General features: G+C 39.3%; 13 protein-coding genes and 3 tRNA genes. 8 read left to right on the top strand and 8 right to left on the bottom strand.

Annotated elements, in window-relative coordinates:
- Window positions 1-13: 13 nt before the first annotated feature.
- Window positions 14-1,009: an acyl-ACP desaturase gene (locus VXM68_RS00425; RefSeq protein ID WP_293957758.1), complete on the bottom strand. Its 996-nt coding sequence runs from the start codon at window positions 1,007-1,009 to the stop codon at window positions 14-16.
- 185 nt (window positions 1,010-1,194) lie between these two features.
- On the opposite strand from VXM68_RS00425, the gene VXM68_RS00420 reads away from it, so the two are divergent.
- Together VXM68_RS00420 and VXM68_RS00415 are read left to right on the top strand one after the other, a co-directional pair.
- Entirely contained in the window at window positions 1,195-2,418 is a 1,224-nt protein-coding gene (locus tag VXM68_RS00420) for a SufS family cysteine desulfurase (protein WP_367210139.1), read from the top strand.
- Between the two features lie 13 nt (window positions 2,419-2,431).
- Window positions 2,432-2,851: a SufE family protein gene (locus tag VXM68_RS00415; protein WP_286777194.1), complete on the top strand. Its 420-nt coding sequence runs from the start codon at window positions 2,432-2,434 to the stop codon at window positions 2,849-2,851.
- Window positions 2,852-3,622: 771 nt separating this feature from the next.
- Here VXM68_RS00415 and VXM68_RS00410 read toward each other — a convergent pair.
- Window positions 3,623-3,695, bottom strand: a tRNA-Lys gene (locus VXM68_RS00410).
- 265 nt (window positions 3,696-3,960) lie between these two features.
- Window positions 3,961-4,914, bottom strand: coding sequence for an acetyl-CoA carboxylase carboxyltransferase subunit alpha (locus tag VXM68_RS00405; protein WP_293957760.1), 954 nt, complete (start codon window positions 4,912-4,914; stop codon window positions 3,961-3,963).
- A 160-nt stretch (window positions 4,915-5,074) separates the two neighbouring features.
- On the opposite strand from VXM68_RS00405, the gene VXM68_RS00400 reads away from it, so the two are divergent.
- Together VXM68_RS00400 and VXM68_RS00395 are read left to right on the top strand one after the other, a co-directional pair.
- Window positions 5,075-7,261: a glucoamylase family protein gene (locus VXM68_RS00400; RefSeq protein WP_294347664.1), complete on the top strand. Its 2,187-nt coding sequence runs from the start codon at window positions 5,075-5,077 to the stop codon at window positions 7,259-7,261.
- A 69-nt stretch (window positions 7,262-7,330) separates the two neighbouring features.
- Complete coding sequence (locus tag VXM68_RS00395) at window positions 7,331-7,879, top strand: OmpA family protein (RefSeq protein ID WP_294184212.1); 549 nt, start codon at window positions 7,331-7,333, stop codon at window positions 7,877-7,879.
- A 222-nt stretch (window positions 7,880-8,101) separates the two neighbouring features.
- On the opposite strand, the gene VXM68_RS00390 is transcribed toward VXM68_RS00395, so the two are convergent.
- The 3 genes from VXM68_RS00390 to VXM68_RS00380 form a co-directional block, all read right to left on the bottom strand.
- Window positions 8,102-8,186 (bottom strand) — tRNA-Leu (locus tag VXM68_RS00390).
- Window positions 8,187-8,191: 5 nt separating this feature from the next.
- Window positions 8,192-8,264 (bottom strand) — tRNA-Gly (locus VXM68_RS00385).
- A 112-nt stretch (window positions 8,265-8,376) separates the two neighbouring features.
- The gene (locus VXM68_RS00380; protein WP_294186254.1) at window positions 8,377-8,865 is read right to left on the bottom strand and encodes a regulatory protein RecX; all 489 of its coding nucleotides are present in this window, start codon (window positions 8,863-8,865) and stop codon (window positions 8,377-8,379) included.
- A gap of 78 nt (window positions 8,866-8,943) precedes the next feature.
- On the opposite strand from VXM68_RS00380, the gene VXM68_RS00375 reads away from it, so the two are divergent.
- Together VXM68_RS00375 and VXM68_RS00370 are read left to right on the top strand one after the other, a co-directional pair.
- Entirely contained in the window at window positions 8,944-11,385 is a 2,442-nt protein-coding gene (locus VXM68_RS00375) for a bifunctional UDP-N-acetylmuramoyl-tripeptide:D-alanyl-D-alanine ligase/alanine racemase (protein WP_367210138.1), read from the top strand.
- 44 nt (window positions 11,386-11,429) lie between these two features.
- On the top strand, window positions 11,430-12,029 hold the full coding sequence (locus VXM68_RS00370; RefSeq protein ID WP_293957765.1) for a DUF502 domain-containing protein: 600 nt from the start codon (window positions 11,430-11,432) through the stop codon (window positions 12,027-12,029).
- Window positions 12,030-12,174: 145 nt separating this feature from the next.
- Here VXM68_RS00370 and VXM68_RS00365 read toward each other — a convergent pair whose 3' ends face one another.
- Entirely contained in the window at window positions 12,175-13,077 is a 903-nt protein-coding gene (locus VXM68_RS00365; protein WP_367210137.1) for a pirin family protein, read from the bottom strand.
- A gap of 45 nt (window positions 13,078-13,122) precedes the next feature.
- Between VXM68_RS00365 and VXM68_RS00360 the strand changes: the two genes are divergently transcribed.
- Window positions 13,123-13,725, top strand: a complete 603-nt coding sequence (locus VXM68_RS00360; RefSeq protein ID WP_367210136.1) for a hypothetical protein — start codon at window positions 13,123-13,125, stop codon at window positions 13,723-13,725.
- Here the strand turns inward: VXM68_RS00360 and VXM68_RS00355 are convergent.
- Window positions 13,722-14,540 (bottom strand): Cof-type HAD-IIB family hydrolase, encoded by an 819-nt coding sequence (locus VXM68_RS00355; RefSeq protein WP_367210135.1) that lies wholly within the window; start codon window positions 14,538-14,540, stop codon window positions 13,722-13,724. The genes VXM68_RS00360 and VXM68_RS00355 overlap by 4 nt on opposite strands.
- A gap of 327 nt (window positions 14,541-14,867) precedes the next feature.
- Here VXM68_RS00355 and dnaE point away from each other — a divergent pair, with 327 nt between their 5' ends.
- Window positions 14,868-19,286 (top strand): DNA polymerase III subunit alpha, encoded by a 4,419-nt coding sequence (gene dnaE, locus VXM68_RS00350; protein ID WP_367210134.1) that lies wholly within the window; start codon window positions 14,868-14,870, stop codon window positions 19,284-19,286.
- Window positions 19,287-19,292 lie beyond the last annotated feature (6 nt).

Here is a 19,292-nt window from a genome sequence, read left to right as displayed (position 1 = left end):
CTTTTTTTTTATGTTATCCGTAAATCCATTTGAATTTATAATCTTTTTCCGGAACCTTCATACGGTCTGCCAGTCTAATCAAACGATCGGGTAGTTTGAGGAGATAATCTCTCGCTTTTTCCCCTTTATCATTCAGTCCTGTTATCTGATCAATGTTCCATTCTCTATTCAGCTCTTTTAAGATATCAACGTAGTCTAAAGCTGTATATACCCCCAAACGCTGTGCGGCGTCAGAGAAATGCGCAAACGCCTCTCCTTGAGGCTCGCCTGCTTCTCTTAAAAATTGGGCGGGCATAACTATTTTTTTACGCATCATGTCTTCAAATGCGATCATGACTTCACTTGGATCTACAGTAAATGCTTTTGAAATAAAAGACATGTAGGCTTTGGCATGACGAGCTTCATCAGAGGCGATGACACCACACATTTTTGCCAAAAGTTTATCACCACCTTTTTTGGAAAGGCCGGATACACGACGGTGGGAAACATTGGTTGCCAATTCCTGGAATGAAGTATAAATAAAATTCCGGTATGGATCAGCACCAGTACCGATATCAAAACCATCTTGAATAAGGTATTGGGTAGACATTTCAAATTGGCGCATGTCTATTCTACCTGACAAATAAAGGTATTTGTTCAAAAGATCACCATGACGGTTTTCTTCAGCTGTCCAAGCGCGTACCCATTTCATCCATCCTCCCTGCTCGTTTTTGTCGACGTCTTCTACCATAGTCAACCAGGATTCATAAGTCGGAAGAGCCTCCTCGGTGATGGTGTCTCCGACTAATACAGCGACCAAATCATAAGAGAGTTCCTTTGCACTTTCCTGCAACTCTCTTACTTCCTCAAAAAAAGTATCCCTAGAAGAATCGGGAAGAAAATCGGCAGGTTGCCACATTTCTTCAACAGGCTTCAGGTATTCGCTCATCTCATTGAGCATGAACGGTTCCAAATAGGCCATCACTTCTTTACGTGAGCCTTCTGGTAAATTTAGAGGTAATTCTTGCATATTATTACAAAGGTACTAAATAGCATCTATAATTTATAAAAGCTAACTATAATTGTTAAAACGGCAAATTTGCTCTTTTATTCGATAGCGTACCTAGAATGCTTTCGATAATGACATAAAAAATAGATTGACCATCCTGTATTCTATAAAATACTATTAACTTTGTATAAATTATTTAGACAAAGTTGGAAAGATTTAATATAGATAAAATACGTGCTGATTTTCCCATTCTCAAAAGAGAGGTAAACGGTAAGCCATTGGTTTATTTGGATAATGGCGCAACAACACAGAAACCAAGTGCTGTTATCGATTCGATTGTTCGCTATTATACGGATATGAACAGTAATGTGCACCGCGGTGTGCATTATCTCAGTCAGATATCAACGGACGCTTTTGAAATAACTCGAAAAAAAGTTCAAGCTTTTATTCATGCCGCAGAGGACAGGGAGATTATTATCACTAAAGGGACCACAGATGGTATTAATCTAATTGCTACTTGTTATGGCAGAGCTTTTATCCAAGCTGGTGATGAGATTATTATTTCAGCAATGGAGCACCACTCTAATATTGTGCCTTGGCAGATGCTTTGTGACGAAAAGGGCTGTAAAATCCGGGTGATTCCAATGAATGACAAGGGTGAGCTCGATATGGTTGCATACGAGAACTTGTTAAATGAGAAAACCAAACTAGTTGCAGTGACCTATGTTTCAAATGCGCTAGGGACAATCAATCCAGTGGGTCAGATTATTTCAATGGCCCATCAGTACGGAGCTGTCGTGTTGGTTGATGCAGCTCAAGCCGTCCAACATATAAGAATTGATGTTCAGAATCTTGATGTTGATTTTTTGGTGTTTTCAGGCCATAAAATGTACGGACCTACAGGAGTGGGGGTGCTATACGGTAAAGAAGATTTATTAAACGCAATGCCGCCTTATCAAGGTGGCGGAGATATGATTAAAGAGGTCACCTTTGAAAAAACGACGTATAATGAATTGCCATTTAAATTTGAGGCCGGTACACCTAACATTGAAGCTGGTATCTGTTTAAATGAGGCAATAGATTATATCAATTCAATTGGTCTAGAAAGTATTGAAGCCCATGAACTTGAATTATTGCAATACGCCACAGAGAAGCTATCTGAAGTTTCGGGGATACGGTTTATAGGTACAGCCGAGCATAAGTGTTCTGTGATATCCTTTGTAATAGAAGGTACACATCCTTATGATGTCGGAGTTATCTTAGATAAGCTCGGAATAGCTGTCCGTACGGGGCACCACTGTGCGCAACCTGTCATGGACCGGTTTGGAATACCGGGGACTATCCGTGCTTCTTTAGCCATGTATAATACAAAGGAGGAAATAGATGTTTTGGTTGCGGGAATTCAGCGCGCGGTCAATATGTTGATTTAATATAAAAATAAGTATGACCATTAATGAAATACAGGATGAATTGATTGAGGATTTTGCTTTTTTCACAGATTGGATGGAAAAATACGAATATATCATCCAGCTCGGAAAAGAGGTGCCTTTAATTGATGAACGATACAAAACAGATGAATATATCATCAAAGGATGTCAATCCAAAGTTTGGCTTTTTCCAGAGATAAAAGATGGAAAGGTATATTTTAAAGCGGATAGCGATGCTATTATCACCAAAGGGCTGGTGAGTTTAATGGTCAAAGTGCTATCTGGACACACTGCTAAAGAAATCGTTGATGCTGATTTATATTTTGTTGACCAAATAGGATTGAAAGAACATTTGTCACCTACAAGAGCAAATGGACTGTTATCAATGATTAAGCAAATGAAATTATACGCATTGGCTTTGCAGGCAAAAGCATAGAAAGGGGAGAGTATCCCCTTTTTTATTGTTTAAAAACTCGTATTATTGTACCCGGCCAATTGTTGTATCCTAAATAAATGTTCCCAGTAACAGACCACTATCCTTGCTGATAATCATTTGAACTTGCAATCTTACCATAGCGCAGTATAAAGAAAATGCGTTCCACACGCAAAGAAATGCCCCCTAATGGCGTAAAGTTTTTGTATTGAAAATTCTAATAAATCATGTGCACCTCCGACGATTACAGTTTCTGATGCCATAGCCCACTGCGGCAAATTTAAGCTCATCTAACAATATGGAGCTGACTGTTGATCTTTTACCTTCTAAGTTATGAGATATGTTAATATGACCTTTTAAATCGATACCGAGCACGCGTCCTGAGCGGAATCGGAATCCTCAAAATTCTATTTAATCCATTAAAATGATTATAAGAAGATAAATAATAAAATCTATGTATTCTAATGCCAACTTTTACCTAACCACAATTTTAAATTAATTTTTAGACAGTGCTTGCCCATTGATTGTTCGGTATCAATTGAGGGATCAGTGAGTAAGCACTGGACGAGCACTGAACAAGCAATGCTGAAAGCTAAATTGTTCCCCATTTGGTTATGGTTTTCTAAAACTAAGAATTTAAGAAAAAAAGAAGGGTCTACACCTACCTAACAAAAAAAGATCGATGTTTTCGCAGCATGTATTGAGACAAAGATAGAATAGGACAGAGTATTTTTTTAAAGCAAAAAAGCTAATCATTTGATTAGCTTTTTTTAGTGATCCCGCTGGGATTCGAACCCAGGACCCATACATTAAAAGTGTATTGCTCTACCAGCTGAGCTACGGAATCCTTTCTGTTTTTGAAAGTGATGCAAAGGTAGGAAAATAAATTCCTTGTGCCAATTTTTTTCACCTTTTTTTTTGAAATTACGATAACTGTTTAAAAATTAAAGAATTAATTTTTATTCATTATGTCAGTTTAAGAATTAGCAGAAATAGTTGATCGATGTGAAGCTTATTCTATATTTGAAAATGCTCGTTTTATTGGGGAGCATAATCAAAAAAAAAGTCAGTGGTTAGCTGACTTTATATGATTAGAGGAGTGTTGACAGATGTTATTCGGTCACAACGCCCATTTTACTAAACTTGTCGATTCTTTCGGAAACTAATGTATCGCTATCTTTAACCGTCAATTCGGTAAGATCTTTTAGCAATTGATTTTTTAGGTTAGCAGCAGCTGCGGCTGGATCTTGGTGAGCACCACCTAGAGGTTCGGGAATAATACCATCGATCAATCCATTGCCAAGCATATCTCTAGATGTCAGTTTTAAAGCCTCAGCAGCTTTTTCTTTATGATCCCAGCTTCTCCAGAGGATAGAAGAGCAGGACTCTGGGGAAATGACCGAATACCACGTATGTTCCATCATGTAGACTCTGTTTCCAACACCAATGCCCAAAGCTCCACCTGAAGCTCCTTCGCCAATAACAACACATATAATTGGCACTTTCAATACAGCCATTTCCATTAGGTTACGTGCGATCGCTTCTCCTTGTCCGCGTTCTTCAGCTTCCAATCCTGGATAGGCTCCCATCGTATCAATTAAGGTGATAACGGGTTTATTGAACTTTTCAGCCATTTTCATCAAACGCAATGCCTTTCTGTAGCCTTCAGGATTGGCCATTCCAAAATTGTGGTATTGACGCTCTTTTGTATTCTTGCCTTTTTGATGGCCAATGATCATAACCGCATTACCGTCTATTGAGGCCATCCCCCCGACAATCGCTTTATCGTCTTTAACATTCCTGTCACCATGCAATTCGATGAATTCATCACATATAGCTTCTATGTAATCATAAGTCTGCGGGCGATCAGGGTGGCGTGACATCTGTACATTTTGCCATCCGGTTAAATTGCCGTATATATCTTTCTCGGTCGAAGCAAGCTTTTCCTCCAGTTCACGAACTGTTGCGCTCATGTCAACTTGAGTCTTTTCGGCAACTTGAGTTACCTTCTCAATTTGCAATTGCAAGTCCGCAATTGGCTTTTCAAAATCAAACGTGGTTTTCATATATCTATTTTATGAAAATATTCAGGGGGCTAATTTAGCGCATTTTTTCTGAAATTAAAATTAGCTAGGATAATATCATTGGAATTCCTTTGTTACATTTGCGTTATAAACGTAGTGGTGGCTTAGTTTTTGATTGTAGCCCTGTGAAAAATGTTGACTTATGCTGAAAAAATATTTTTACTTTATTTTGTTACTGATCTTGCCTTCTTTGGCCAGATCCGAAAGTTATCCTGAAGTTTTATTTGACAATAGCGTTATCAACGGAAGCTATGCTAAGAGTATTGCACATTATACCGGTGAGTCATGGATACAGAATGTAAGTTATAGCTTACCTGTGTCGGACAGTCTATTTTTTACACCGGGTAATTCACTTTCACTGCGGTACGTTTCTTCTCCCAATGGGAAATGGGAAGCAAGTATTTTAAACGACAAACAGAAATTTCCTTACTTAATTACTAAGGATGACCATCTGACATTCAAACTATTTATTCAAAGCAATACTGAGAAGGGACAACTCCCTAAAGTCACGTTGCAACAAAATGATACACGGACGAATGCTGTGGATATTGCCAGTTATATCGATGGTTTTGCTTATGATACCTGGCTTAACGTATCTATTCCGGTGGCTAAATTTGCTGGAATTTCAATCGGCAAATCTGTATCGGCCTTCATCCTCGAACAAAATGGAAGTTCTTCGCAGACCAATCAATTATTTATAGATCAAATTGAATTTTTGCCCAAGAACTTTCCGAAAGTAAAACTATCATCCGCTGCCATCTTGTCTAAAATAAGTTCGGTAGATAAGCAAGTTGAGCTGGTATGGCAATTGCCTCTGACACCAAGTATTCGCTACGTGAAAATTTATCGCTCAGAAGACAAGCTTAATTATCAACCCATAGCAATTTTGCCAATCTATGTACAAAAATCCCTGGATCGGGTGGACGAATATAACAAACCATATTATTACAAAATCGCATGGGTAGACTATAATTATGTCGAATCGCCTTTCTCTGAAGTTAGAGAAGTACAGACAAAAAAGGGAACGGATGCGGAGATGTTAAATTTTATTCGGAATGCGCATGTCAATTATTTTATAGACAACTATGATGTAAACAGTGGTATGTTTTTGTCTGATCGAGGAAATCGACAAGCAGTTGTATCCACCAATGAAACGGGCTATGCCATACTGGGATTGCTTGTTGCAGGAGAGAATAATTTAATATCGAGGCAGGCTCTATTGGGCAGATTGACGCGGATTGTGAAATTTCTGAGTGGTGTTCAACAGCACCAAGGTGTCTTTACCGCGCTTTACGATGGTCGGTCTGGAGTGCCTTACTATCGCGATTCAATTCCAAATTATGACTTACGCGGTACTTCTCATATCATGGAGTCGCTGTTAATCGCTCGACAATATTTTGCTAAAGATAATCCAGACGAGCAGAACTTAAGAATGAATATTACAAAACTGTGGGAGCGTATAAATTGGGGCTACTTTACTGATGCAAAGAATGCAGATGTACTCTGGGATAAGTGGTCTCCGGTGGATAGTACTGCTCGATCCCGGCCGATGGGTGGATTTAATGAAAGTTTGGGTACCTACTTGCTTGCGATGTCTTCACCTACTCATCCCTTGCCGATTTCAGCATATATCAATGGATTTGCAACCAAACATACAGGAAATGAACTTTATTTTGGGGATGAGTCCAATGATTTGGCCCCAGAGCTTAAAATGAAGTTAAATGATTCATTAGCACACTCAATAAGCGCCAATCCGTTAATGAGTAATGTAGGAAATGCAGGGGCTTCGATCTATTCCGATGATAAAGTCATTTTTGCCAAAAATATTGCTGGTGGGAGTTTAAATGAATCATTAATGGCTGTCTATCGCCCCTTCTTGATTATGGATCCAAAGGGTAAAGTAGATGATTTTGTAGATTATAAAAAGTATTTGTCGGACTATATCCTCGCTTATAAACGCAGAGACAATGAAATGAGTATAGGAACGCGATTTACAGATATTTGGGGGGTGGAAAAAGTTGAAGATTCATATCAAGGTTTTTTGGTAAATCCCGCGATATCGATAGCAGCTTACCCATTTGAAAAAGAGATTGGTCTAAAAGCATTGCGTAAATTTTATGAAGAATATGCCGATGTGTTATTTACACAGTATGGCTTCAGAAGCTGGATTGATATTAAAAACAACGATGTTTCTGAAAGCTATCGTGCAAGAAATCAAGCTACAATCGCGGTGATGATTGAGAATGCAAATTCGGGTATGATCTGGAAATTGTATGAGAATATCCCTGAGATCAAAAAGACCTTAGAAAAAGTATATGCCAAGAAATAGATTTGTTACGTTAGAATTGGAATAACCAGGTAGTCTTATTGACTTTTTTCGCTATATTTACTTGCTTAAATGGATATTAAATACGTAACAAACGACATGCTTAGAAAAATAAATTTGGGAATTTTAACCTTATGCGCAAGTTTATCGTTATTTTCTTGTAAACAACAAGCTATTGTAGTCAATCCAGGTGCAGTTATAACAAAAGATGGCACTGATGATGGTTTGAAAAATGTGAGAAAGGATTTTAATGATGCAAAAAGAACGGATGAAGGAATTAAATTTAGTATATCTTCCGATCTATTGTTCCCAACAAACTCTTCTTATTTATCTGAAAAGGCAAAAACTGAAGTAAGCAAGTTGGCTTTGATTTTGAAAGAAAGCAATAATAAGATCAAAGTTGATGGATATACGGATGCCACTGGCACTGTGGAGTATAATCAGTGGCTTTCTGATAAAAGAGCTGCGTCAGTAAAGAAATTCTTGGTAGATTCAGGTGTTGCGGAGTCTCGTATCACTGCGAAAGGTTTCGGTCAGTCAAATCCAGTTGGAGATAACAAAACTGCTGATGGACGTCAAAAAAATAGAAGGGTAGAAGTTACTATTTTGGATAAGAAATAGTAGTTCAAGCCTGTTTAGTGTATTGAAAGCGGAATATCCTATATATTCCGCTTTTTTATGCCTATCGATTTTTATTATTCCTAGATCATCTCCGTGAAAAAAAATATGTTAAGCAATAGGAATCGGAATATTCTTTTTGAATGAATTTCTAGCTATAGGCGAAATCTCCTAGAAGCGCTACGTTTATAACAAGAAAAGCCCATCGTTAGATGAGCTTTCTTGTACCTAGGGCGGGAATCGAACCCGCACTCCCTTAACGGGAACAGGATTTTAAGTCCTGCGTGTCTACCAGTTCCACCACCTAGGCAGGTGAGCGAAAAACGAGATTCGAACTCGCGACCCCAACCTTGGCAAGGTTGTGCTCTACCAACTGAGCTATTTTCGCATTGGAATTTTATTTCAATTTTTAAAGGATCATTGCGTTCCTTTTTGGTGATGCAAATATAGAGCGAAAAATCAATATCGCAAAATATTTATGTACTTTCTTGTAGTGTTTTTTATAACTCCTTTGAATTCAGTACAGAAAAAATTAAATCACTTTCAAAACCACGAGATAATGCAAATTGATAAAGCTTATTTTTCACAGTATAAAAATCCTTGCTACCTATTTCACGCCGTTTTTTATCAATGAGGTCACTTAATATCTGCTCATATTCATCTAGGTCGATCTGTTTAAATGCAATTTTTATTAATGGTTCGGATACTCTTTTTAATTTCAGCGCCTGTTTGATCTTTATTTTACCCCAACCTTTCATACGTAGTTTTCCGTTGCAATACGCAATGGCGAATCGTTCCTCGTTGAGGAAGTTTTCAGCAATTAAATCGGCGAGCACATTTTCAACTTCTTCTTCGCTCAGTCCCCAACTATAGAGTTTATCGCGAACTTCCTGTTGGGCACGTTCCTGATAGGCACAATAGCTCTCCGCCTTTAACTGCGCCTGGCGTTGTGTCAATATCTTTTTCTTTCTGTTCTCTTCGTTAAACATAATGTCAAAATTTCAAAAATAATATGAAATAACTAAAAAAATGTTCAGTTTTGATACAATTAAAGAAATATCAAAGGAATGTACAAAATATCCGAAATCGTTCAGATTTTTCATCCTAATCGCACATTTATAACGGATCCCAATTCTTTTGTCCAACATTTATTTTACGATAGCCGTAAGATCGTCCAGGCTGATCATGGGATTTTCTTTGCATTAAAGAAAAATAGAGACGGTCACCATTATTTGAAAGAGGCCTATGCTAAAGGCGTTCGGAATTTCGTATTGCAAGTTGACGAACAGCAGGAAGTAGAGTTATCGGGAGCAAATATCGTTTGGGTTGAGGATAGTTTGGTCGCCATGCAAGCATTAGTGGCCTTTCATCGACAAAAATTTGATTATCCCCTCATAGGCATAACAGGTAGCAATGGTAAAACAATTGTCAAGGAATGGCTTTTCCAGTTGATGTCACCAGAATATAAAATCTATCGAAGCCCCAAGAGCTACAATTCGCAACTTGGCGTGGCTTTGTCACTTTGGGGACTATCCGATGAATATAATCTCGCTATCATCGAAGCTGGAATTTCTGAAAAAGGTGAGATGACACGTCTTGAGCAGATGATCAAACCTACCATTGGTGTATTGACCAATATAGGTGTCGCCCATAAGACAGGTTTTGAATCGAAAGCGGAGAAGATTGATGAAAAGCTTCAGCTATTTACACATGTGGAAACCATCATCTTTCCATACAGTTATCTCGAAAATGTTCAGTTACCTTATCGACCGCGTAAGTTTTCTTGGGGGTTTGAGGAAGGACTTTCTTTAGAGGTTTATTCGATCAAGCAGATCAATGATCGATTTACACTGGTTACCTTCTATTATGCGGGTCGTACCTTCGCTGTTGAAGTGCCATTTGTGGACAAAGGAAATGTAGAAAATGCAATTAACTGTGTCGCGGTTATGTTGCGGTTTGGATACGAGGGTGCGGTAATTGCTGCTCGAATTAAGAACCTGCAACCCGTGGCCATGCGTCTCGAGTTAAAAAAGGGGAAAAATAATAGTTCAATTATCGATGACTCCTATAGTAATGACTTGGATGCACTGCAAATTGCGCTCGAGTTTTTGAATCAGCAGGGCCAACATCCATTTAAGATGTTGATTTTATCAGATATCTCAGGTGTCAGTATAGATGATGTCAAAAGTTTGGCCAAGCTAAAACGTCTGCTTAGCGAGTACCACTTGGATCAATTGATATTGATTGGTGAGGTTTTGCCGAAATTGGCGTCGCAGTTCGATGTACCTTCTATTTCTTATATGGACACAACTGCTTTCTTAGCTGATATGAGATCCGTTTCTTTTGAGAATGCAACCGTATTGCTGAAAGGAGGGCGGGAATTTCATTTTGAGCGTATCAGTGGGCAATTAGTGGCCAAATCACATGATACAGTACTTGAAATTAATCTGAATGCACTGGAAAATAATTTGAATGTATACAGACAATTACTGCCAAAGCATGTGAAGCTTATGACCATGGTAAAAGCTTTTTCTTATGGAAGTGGCAGTTTTGAAATTGCCAATCTTTTGCAATTTAACCGTGTGGATTATCTTACCGTAGCTTTTGCCGATGAAGGAGTTGATTTGCGGGGCGCTGGCATCACACTACCGATTGTTGTGATGAGTCCCGACGAAAGCTCTTTCGAGTCCATCGTGCAATATAATCTTGAACCGGAAATCTATAGTTTTAGAATTTTGTTCTCCTTTTTGAATTTTTTGAAGGGTAAACAGGTAAACTCCTTCCCAATTCATATTAAGATTGATACAGGGATGCACCGCCTCGGATTTATGCCTGATGAGGTCGATCAATTGATAACTTTTCTCAACACGGCATCCATTTTAAAAGTAAAATCGGCATTTTCCCATTTAGCGTCTGCAGGAAATGAAAGGGATAACGAATTTACTCAGCGACAAATTGATCTGCTTAATGAGTGCACAAAACGTCTGCAGGATGGTATAGGATATTCTTTTCTCCGTCATATTGCTGCCACTTCAGGTATCGAATTGTGGCCAAATGCTTATTTTGATATGGTCAGGTTGGGGATCGGTCTCTATGGAGTTGATATTGAGCGCCATGATTTGCCAATCCGTGAGGCAAGCATACTAAAAACCAATGTAACACAAATAAAATACCTTGCAGCCAGTGAGACCGTTGGGTATAATCGTCATGGCGTCCTGCATAGAGATAGTAAGATTGCCACGATAAAAATCGGTTATGCAGACGGGTACGATAGGCGTTTTGGGAATGGCATAGGTCAAATGATGGTTAACGGTGTTTTGGTTCCTACGATAGGAGATATATGTATGGATATGTGTATGCTTGATGTAACTGATGTTGAGGTAGGTGAGGAAGACGAAGTTATCGTATATCCCGATATCAAATCGTCGGCCAAGGCAATCGGGACTATCCCCTATGAATTGCTCACGAGTATTTCTCAGCGGGTAAAAAGAGTATATTTTTATGAATAGTAAAGGATATTCTGCATTTTTGAATAGTATTTTATTTTGAGATCATGTTTAGTAAATTGATTAGGGGATTCATTAATTATTTGATTCGCGGGATTTTGGTTGTTGTTCCATTGGCCGGTGCGATCTTTCTAATTGTCTGGATTGTGGCATCAATTGATTCTTCGTTAAATCTGACCGAGCATTTTTTGGAGGATGAAAAGGGACATCCACTCTATATTCCGGGTATAGGTATTTTGACTGTCATTTTGGTACTGGTTTTGGCCGGTGTTATATTTACAAATTTTGTTACCGATCCAATTAAAGTTTGGATTAACCACCAAATCAAAAGGATACCACTCTTAAATACGTTGTACACCTCCATAAAAGACTTTACTGAGGCATTTGTTGGCGATGCAAAGAAATTTAATGAGCCTGTATTGGTGACTGTCAATGAATTTGGTCTGAAGAAGATCGGATTTTTGACGCAGCATGATTTGAAAAGTATAGGTCTTAAAGACGAAGTGATGGTCTATTTTCCATACTCGTATTCTTTTGCAGGCCAGGTGGTCATTATCAGTGCGGATAAGGTGAAAAAATTGGAGATGTCTCCCACAGATGCGATGAAGTTGGTCGTTTCTGGCGGTGTGAGTGGGATCGACCATTAGCTGTCTTTTCAGTTTATTTGGGATCCACGCCAGAAAAGGCTGGAATTGATTCATGAGTTCAAGCCTTTTCGGGTAAATATTTGTTGTTTCAGCATGTTGAGCTGATCTCGTTGAATTTAACGATATTTTTATTTTCAGTATGATTTTACTGATCTTTTTTTTTGCCCAAGCTAGGATTTGCTGGTGGGATGGGAATATAGCCATTGTCGCCCGGAACCTTTGGGAATTCATGGTTTTCCCATTTAGCTCTTGCCTCCCGCAGCGTTTCTAAATCCGAGGCGACAAAGTTCCAGTCGATATAACGTTGCTCCGGAAATGGGGTTCCGCCAAAAATATATACCGAAGTACCTGCTTTCATTTGGAATTCGCATAGTTTTGCATCTTTGGCGACCAAAATTTGTTTTGGTCCGAATTCCTGACCTTCTGCTTTTACAGTTCCATCCAAGATGTATAAACCACTTTCGCCGTAGAGATTATCCCCTAGTTTAATCGTCGCGTCTTCTTCCGCTTTCATTTCGATCAGATACAACGGACTGTAAACGGGCACTTCGGAGCGATGTTCTTTAATTTCTCCGGCAATTAACCGATAGGACACCCCATCTTCAGTCCATTGGGGAAGCTGAGGTTGTTCGATGTGTACAAAATTAGGCTCCATTTTTTCGAGCTCTTTAGGTAGAGCAACCCAAATTTGGAGTCCATGCAAATTATGGGATGTGGATCGCAATTGTTGCGGCGTTCTTTCGGAGTGTGTAACACCTTTTCCTGCTGTCATCCAGTTTACCGCGCCAGGTTTGATTTCCACGGCATTTCCCAGACTGTCACGGTGCATAATATTGCCTTCGAACAGATAAGTCAGCGTTGATAAGCCGATATGTGGATGTGGGGCAATGTCCATGAAGTGCGGTTCGATAATCGTATCGGGTCCCATATGATCAATAAAGATAAAAGGGCCCACCATGCGTTTTTGCCGGAAGGGAAGAAGGCGTCCAACCAGGAAATTGCCTATATCGGCAGCCCTTTCTTCAATAACTATTGCAATATTTGACATAATCTTTTTTTATTTTTGTATTTGGAATCTACAGCAATTTAACAAATGTCTGGTATAATAAATCGTTTTTTTGGCAAAAAAGTCTTAATAAATGAGGAACTTTTGCCGCTTGCGGATCGCTTATCTTTTAGGAATAGTCAGTTCGATAGTTTTTTGATGGAGCATTTTTTTAAAGGTGATAAAACAAGTTTGGATGAATATTTTGCTTTTCAAAAACAGATGCTTGAGCTACAGGCCGATCGGTTTGAATCGATCCACATCGAGCTTGACTTGTTGAAGAAGTATTTGAAGCTAATAGAACTTGTTGTCGCGGAAGGTTTTTCCGTGAAATGGGAAAATAAACTTCCATGCGACGAGGAGATTAGGCTGCCACCACTCATTTTTTTTCCTATGATACAGCATGCTATCAAAAATGGTTATAATACGATGTCCTCCCATCCTGTCCGTATTCGACTATCGGGTTCATCAACGGTGCTCACACTGGAAGTTAGCTATCGTGTAAACCATTATTTCGAAGATCAGTTTAGTGGCACATTATTAGGCGATTTCCAAAAGCGTCTAGCCTATCTGTTTCCTCAAAAATATAATTTATTATTTAACAGTAACAGCAATACCGCTCGAATGACATTGTCGGTCCAGCTATTTTAGATGATGTCGAAGTGTTTTAGTGCATTCCAGATACCATTCTCATCGACGCTGTCAGTTATATAATCTGCAATTTCCTTGACCTCGGGATTTGCATTGCCCATAGCAACTCCAATATGTGTGTGTGCTAGCATGGTGATATCATTGCCTCCATCGCCAAACGACATGGTTTCTTCCCGGGTGAAGTTGAAATGATCTAAAAAAACATCTATTCCTATCTTTTTGCTCTGACCCATCGGATTAATATCGGCGAAAATTGGTGTCCACCTTGATGCGATTGAGTTCGGCATCACGTTTCTCATAAATTCGGCTTCTTCTTCCGGACTGATGAAAACATTAATCTGCATCACCGTGTCTAGATCAAAATCCCGTTCGTAATCGCGAATAGGTGGAGTAGGGACATTAACCTGCTTGTACATCGCTAACACCTCAGGTGTAGCCCGATTTAACGAAATTTCTTTTTCTGACATAAATGAAAAAGTCAAGTCTTCATGTTTTTTGGCATAGTGCAATAAGGAGCGGATATCATTTTCATGAATATTATTTTTATAGATAACTTCCTGTTCCTTTGTAACGCAATATCCGCCATTGAAGGTTATGTAACCGTCAAAATTAAGATAGTGAATATGCTCGAGCTGATTGTAGGATCTTCCTGTTGATACAAACACCTTGATATTTTTTTCTTTTAATAATTGAAATGCACGTTGAGTAGATTCGGGAACTTGATGTGTTTTGAAACTTAGCAAAGTTCCATCGATGTCAAAAAAGATAGCTTTAATCATGAACTTATGGGTCAAAGTCAAATATACTAAATCCATAGGATAGTGTAACTATTACAGTATTGAATTTGATGTATTTATCCCTATAGGAAGATTGTTTTTAAGACGGTTTGAGCAAGGATATGTTTGCATCCCCCCTTAGAAAAAAAATACGATGACAGACTGATTATTTGCGATAGATAGATCTAAATTCAGCTTTTTGTTAACGTTTAGTTTAAGAAGCTTTCTTGTGTAATGCGCTATCTTGATAGTTTATTTTCGCAAAAATCTGACACAATCTTCTCTAATAATTTCGTAAATTTCAAATCCAAAAAAATGCAAATTGTATTGTGTTTAATGTGTTGGATTAAAAGGGGTTAGAATTTTATGTATATTATTTTCGATACGGAGACGACGGGTTTACCTAAGCGTTGGGACGCGCCAATTACGGATACGGACAATTGGCCTCGCTGTATTCAATTAGCTTGGCAGATTCACGATGAGATGGGGAATCTGGTCGAACATCAAGATTTCTTAATTAAGCCAGATGGATTTGATATACCCTATGACTCTGAAAAAATACACGGTATATCCACTGCCTTGGCGGAAGAGCAAGGGGCGCCAATTCAGCAGGTCCTGGAGAAATTCAATATCGCATTAAATAAAGCCAAGTTTGTCATTGGTCAGAATATTGGTTTTGATTTGAATATCATGGGCTGCGAATTTTATCGCTATGGTATCACAACCGATATGGCGAATATGCCTGTTTTAGATACCTGTACGGAAGTAACCGCTGAACTACTGAAAATTCCTGGTGGTCGTGGCGGGCGGTTTAAGTTGCCCAATTTGACCGAGTTACATTCCTATTTATTTGGAGTACCATTTGCCGAAGCACATAATGCCACTGCCGACGTAGAGGCGACAGCACGTTGTTTTTTGGAGCTGGTGAGAAGACAAGTGTTTACTGCCGAAGATCTTCAGGTGGACACGGGTTACTTCGTTGATTTTAAAATCAATAATCCGGGTCCTATACCTACGGTGGGGCTAAAGCATGTAAACTTAAAAGCCGCCTCTGATGAAATTAGAAGGCAATCCGAGCCTGAAGAGAATAGAGTTGTTGTGGATGCTGAAGCATTGGCAGCCTTAAAGGATGCTAAATTTGCCCATTTACATAACCATTCTCAGTTTTCAATCCTTCAGTCAACGATGTCGTACGATAGATTGGTTTCGGCAGCGATCAAGGATAATATGCCGGCTGTTGCATTAACGGATCATGGCAATATGATGGGAGCTTTTGAGTTTGTTTCTCGCGTTATAGGTCATAACAAGGAAATTGAAGCTCAAAATGCGGAAGCTATTGAGAATGGACAAGAACCTACTGGTCAGCTCTTAAAGCCCATTGTGGGGTGTGAGTTTTTTGTCTGTGAAAACCACAAAGATAAGTCCAGAAAAGATAATGGTTATCAGATTGTGTTGTTGGCAAAAAATAAGCGCGGTTATCATAATCTGGCGAAGCTCGCTTCTTACGCCTACACTTCAGGATTTTATTATGTACCCCGGATTGATAAAGATCTTATTCTTCAATATAAGGAGGATGTTATCGCTTTGTCAGGAAGCCTGCAAGGAGAAGTTCCTAATAAAGTACTGAATATAGGGGAGAGCCAGGCCGAGGAGGCATTGCTATGGTGGAAAGAGCATTTTAGTGATGATTTTTATCTCGAGTTGATGCGCCATGGCCAGGAAGATGAGGACCGTGTGAACCAAACCTTGCTTAAATTTTCCCGCAAATATCAGATTAAAATTGTTGCGACCAACAATACATATTACGAAAAGAAAGGTGACGCCCATGCGCACGATATTTTATTGTGTGTGAAAGATGGGGAGAAGCTTTCGACTCCAAAAGGTAGGGGCCGGGGATTCCGTTTTGGTTTGCCGAATCAGGAATATTATTTCAAGTCTTCTGACGAAATGAAGGCGCTGTTTAAGGATCTTCCTGAAGCAATTTTGAATATTCAGGAGATAGTTGACAAAGTTGAGATTTTTAAACTAAATCGCGATGTTCTTCTGCCTAAATTTGATATACCTGAAGAGTTTCAGGTAGAAGCGGATCTTGAAGATGGCGGAAAACGAGGCGAGAATAAATACCTCGCACACCTCTGTTATGAAGGTGCTAAAAAACGTTACGAAGAAATCACGGATGATATTCGTGAGCGGCTAGATTTTGAGTTGGCTACTATCGAGAAAACCGGCTATCCTGGTTACTTTTTGATTGTGCAGGATTTTATTGCAGCCGCACGAGCGATGGGGGTGTCGGTGGGGCCTGGACGGGGATCTGCTGCTGGTTCAGCTGTGGCCTATTGTCTTGGGATTACAAATATCGATCCGATTAAGTATGATTTGCTTTTTGAGCGTTTCCTAAATCCCGACCGTGTATCTATGCCCGATATTGATATCGATTTTGATGACGAGGGGCGTGGACGCGTCATGCAATATGTAATCAATAAATATGGTGCAAGTCAAGTTGCCCAGATTATTACCTACGGTACAATGGCTGCTAAATCATCCATTAAAGATACAGCCCGTGTACTTGATTTACCTTTAGGTGATGCTAATGAAATTGCTAAGCTGATTCCAAATCTTAAATTATCCAAAATTTTTACGCTAGATGACGCTGGTTTAAAGGAGAAGCTTAGGACAGAGGAAATTGAAGCCGTCAATAGATTGAAATCTATTGCCGATGGTGCGGGGCTGGAAGCCGAAACAATCCGGCAAGCCCGGGTATTAGAAGGTTCTGTGCGGAATACAGGTATTCATGCCTGCGGCGTTATTATCACACCCGACGATATTACTAACTTTGTTCCTGTTTCTTTAGCAAAAGACTCTGATCTTTATGTAACGCAGTTTGATAATCACGTGGTGGAAAGTGCTGGTTTGCTAAAAATGGACTTCTTAGGTTTAAAGACGCTGACGTTGATCAAAGATACCGTCGAGAATGTCAAATTAAGCCATGGTATTATACTGGATCCAGATCAGTTTCCAATTGATGATGAGCTTACGTATGAGCTCTTCCAACGTGGAGAAACGATTGGTGTATTCCAGTATGAATCTCCAGGGATGCAGAAGTACATGCGTGACCTTAAACCTACGGTATTCGCAGATTTGATTGCGATGAACGCACTCTATCGTCCAGGGCCAATTGAATATATCCCCAGTTTCATTAAGCGTAAGCATGGCATAGATCCGATTATTTACGATTTGGATGCCTGTGAGGAGTATTTAAAAGAAACCTATGGTATTACAGTATATCAAGAACAGGTAATGCTTTTATCTCAAAAGTTAGCTGGATTTTCGAAAGGTGATGCCGATGTTCTGCGGAAGGCTATGGGTAAGAAGCAAAAGGCTGTACTTGACAAGATGAAACCTAAGTTTATTTCGCAGGCCGAGGAGAAGGGGCATAATGCCAAGGTCTTGGAGAAGATATGGACCGATTGGGAAGCTTTTGCGAGTTATGCATTTAATAAATCCCATTCTACATGTTATGCATGGGTAGCCTATCAGACAGCTTATTTGAAAGCACATTTTCCTGCTGAATATATGGCGGCTGTACTTTCTAACAATATGAATGATATCAAGCAAGTAACATTCTTTATGGAAGAATGTAAGCGTATGGGGTTAGAAGTACTTGGACCTGATGTGAATGAATCCTATTATAAATTTACAGTGAATGAGCGAGGCGCTATTCGTTTTGGAATAGGCGCTGTAAAGGGTGTTGGAGCAGGGGCTGTGGATGCTATTGTTCAGACAAGGCAATCGGGTTTATATAAATCCGTTTTTGATATGGCGAAGCGTATTGATTTACGTGCTGTCAATAAAAAGGCATTTGAGAGCTTAGCTTATGCTGGGGGATTTGATAGCTTCGAAAATACACATCGTGCACAATATTTCCACTCCGACGAAAATTCAACCGGCATGGAAAAGGCGATACGTTTCGGACAGCGCTATAAGGAAAATGAAAGTTCAGCCCAGGCAAGTCTTTTTGGTGGTGATGGTGGAGCTGAATTGCCGGAGCCCGTGTTGGCGCCATGTCCACAATGGGGGTTAATTGAAAAGCTTAAATATGAAAAAGAGGTCATTGGTATTTATCTAACTAGTCATCCGTTGGATACCTATCGTTTTGAGATCGAGCATTTTTGTCAGAATTCAGTTTCAGACTTAGCATTGATCAATAAGGTTAAGGCGGCAGAGGTTGATGAAGAGACTTTACTTGAGTTCAATCGAATCAAAAACAAGGAATTGGTAATAGGGGGTATTATAGCTTCTGCGAATCATCGATTAACAAAGAATGGTAAGCCCTTTGCTTCTTTTATCATTGAAGATTATAGTGATTCCTATGATATGGCGGTATTTGGCGAAGAATATGTGAAGTTAAAGGGATATTTGCAGGAGGGATACTTTGTGCAGTTAAGAGGCTTAGTACAGGAGCGCTTTAGACAAGTCGGAAATTGGGGCTTTGAACTACGCAGTGTACAATTGCTTTCTGATCTTCGCGAAAAGATGGCTAAAAGTTTTACGATTAATATTCCATTGCCTAAATTGAACGAAGCATTTTTAGATGGAATTAAGGATATACTTGCGCAAAACGAGATTGAGGGTGTTGTGCCAAGTTGTCAATTGAAGTTTAAAATTTGGGATCCGCAGGATGAGATATCTGTCGAAATGCCAGCTAAAAGTTTGAAAATAAACCTTACAAATGAATTTTTGGATTGCATCGATAAGTTTGAAGGTGTAAATTATCGACTGAACTAGTTTGGA

This window comes from Sphingobacterium sp. R2, from assembly GCF_040760075.1.
GTDB lineage: Bacteria > Bacteroidota > Bacteroidia > Sphingobacteriales > Sphingobacteriaceae > Sphingobacterium.
The sequence above is the reverse complement of the archived record's forward strand: the minus strand, read 5'-3'. Positions and strand labels throughout refer to the sequence as shown.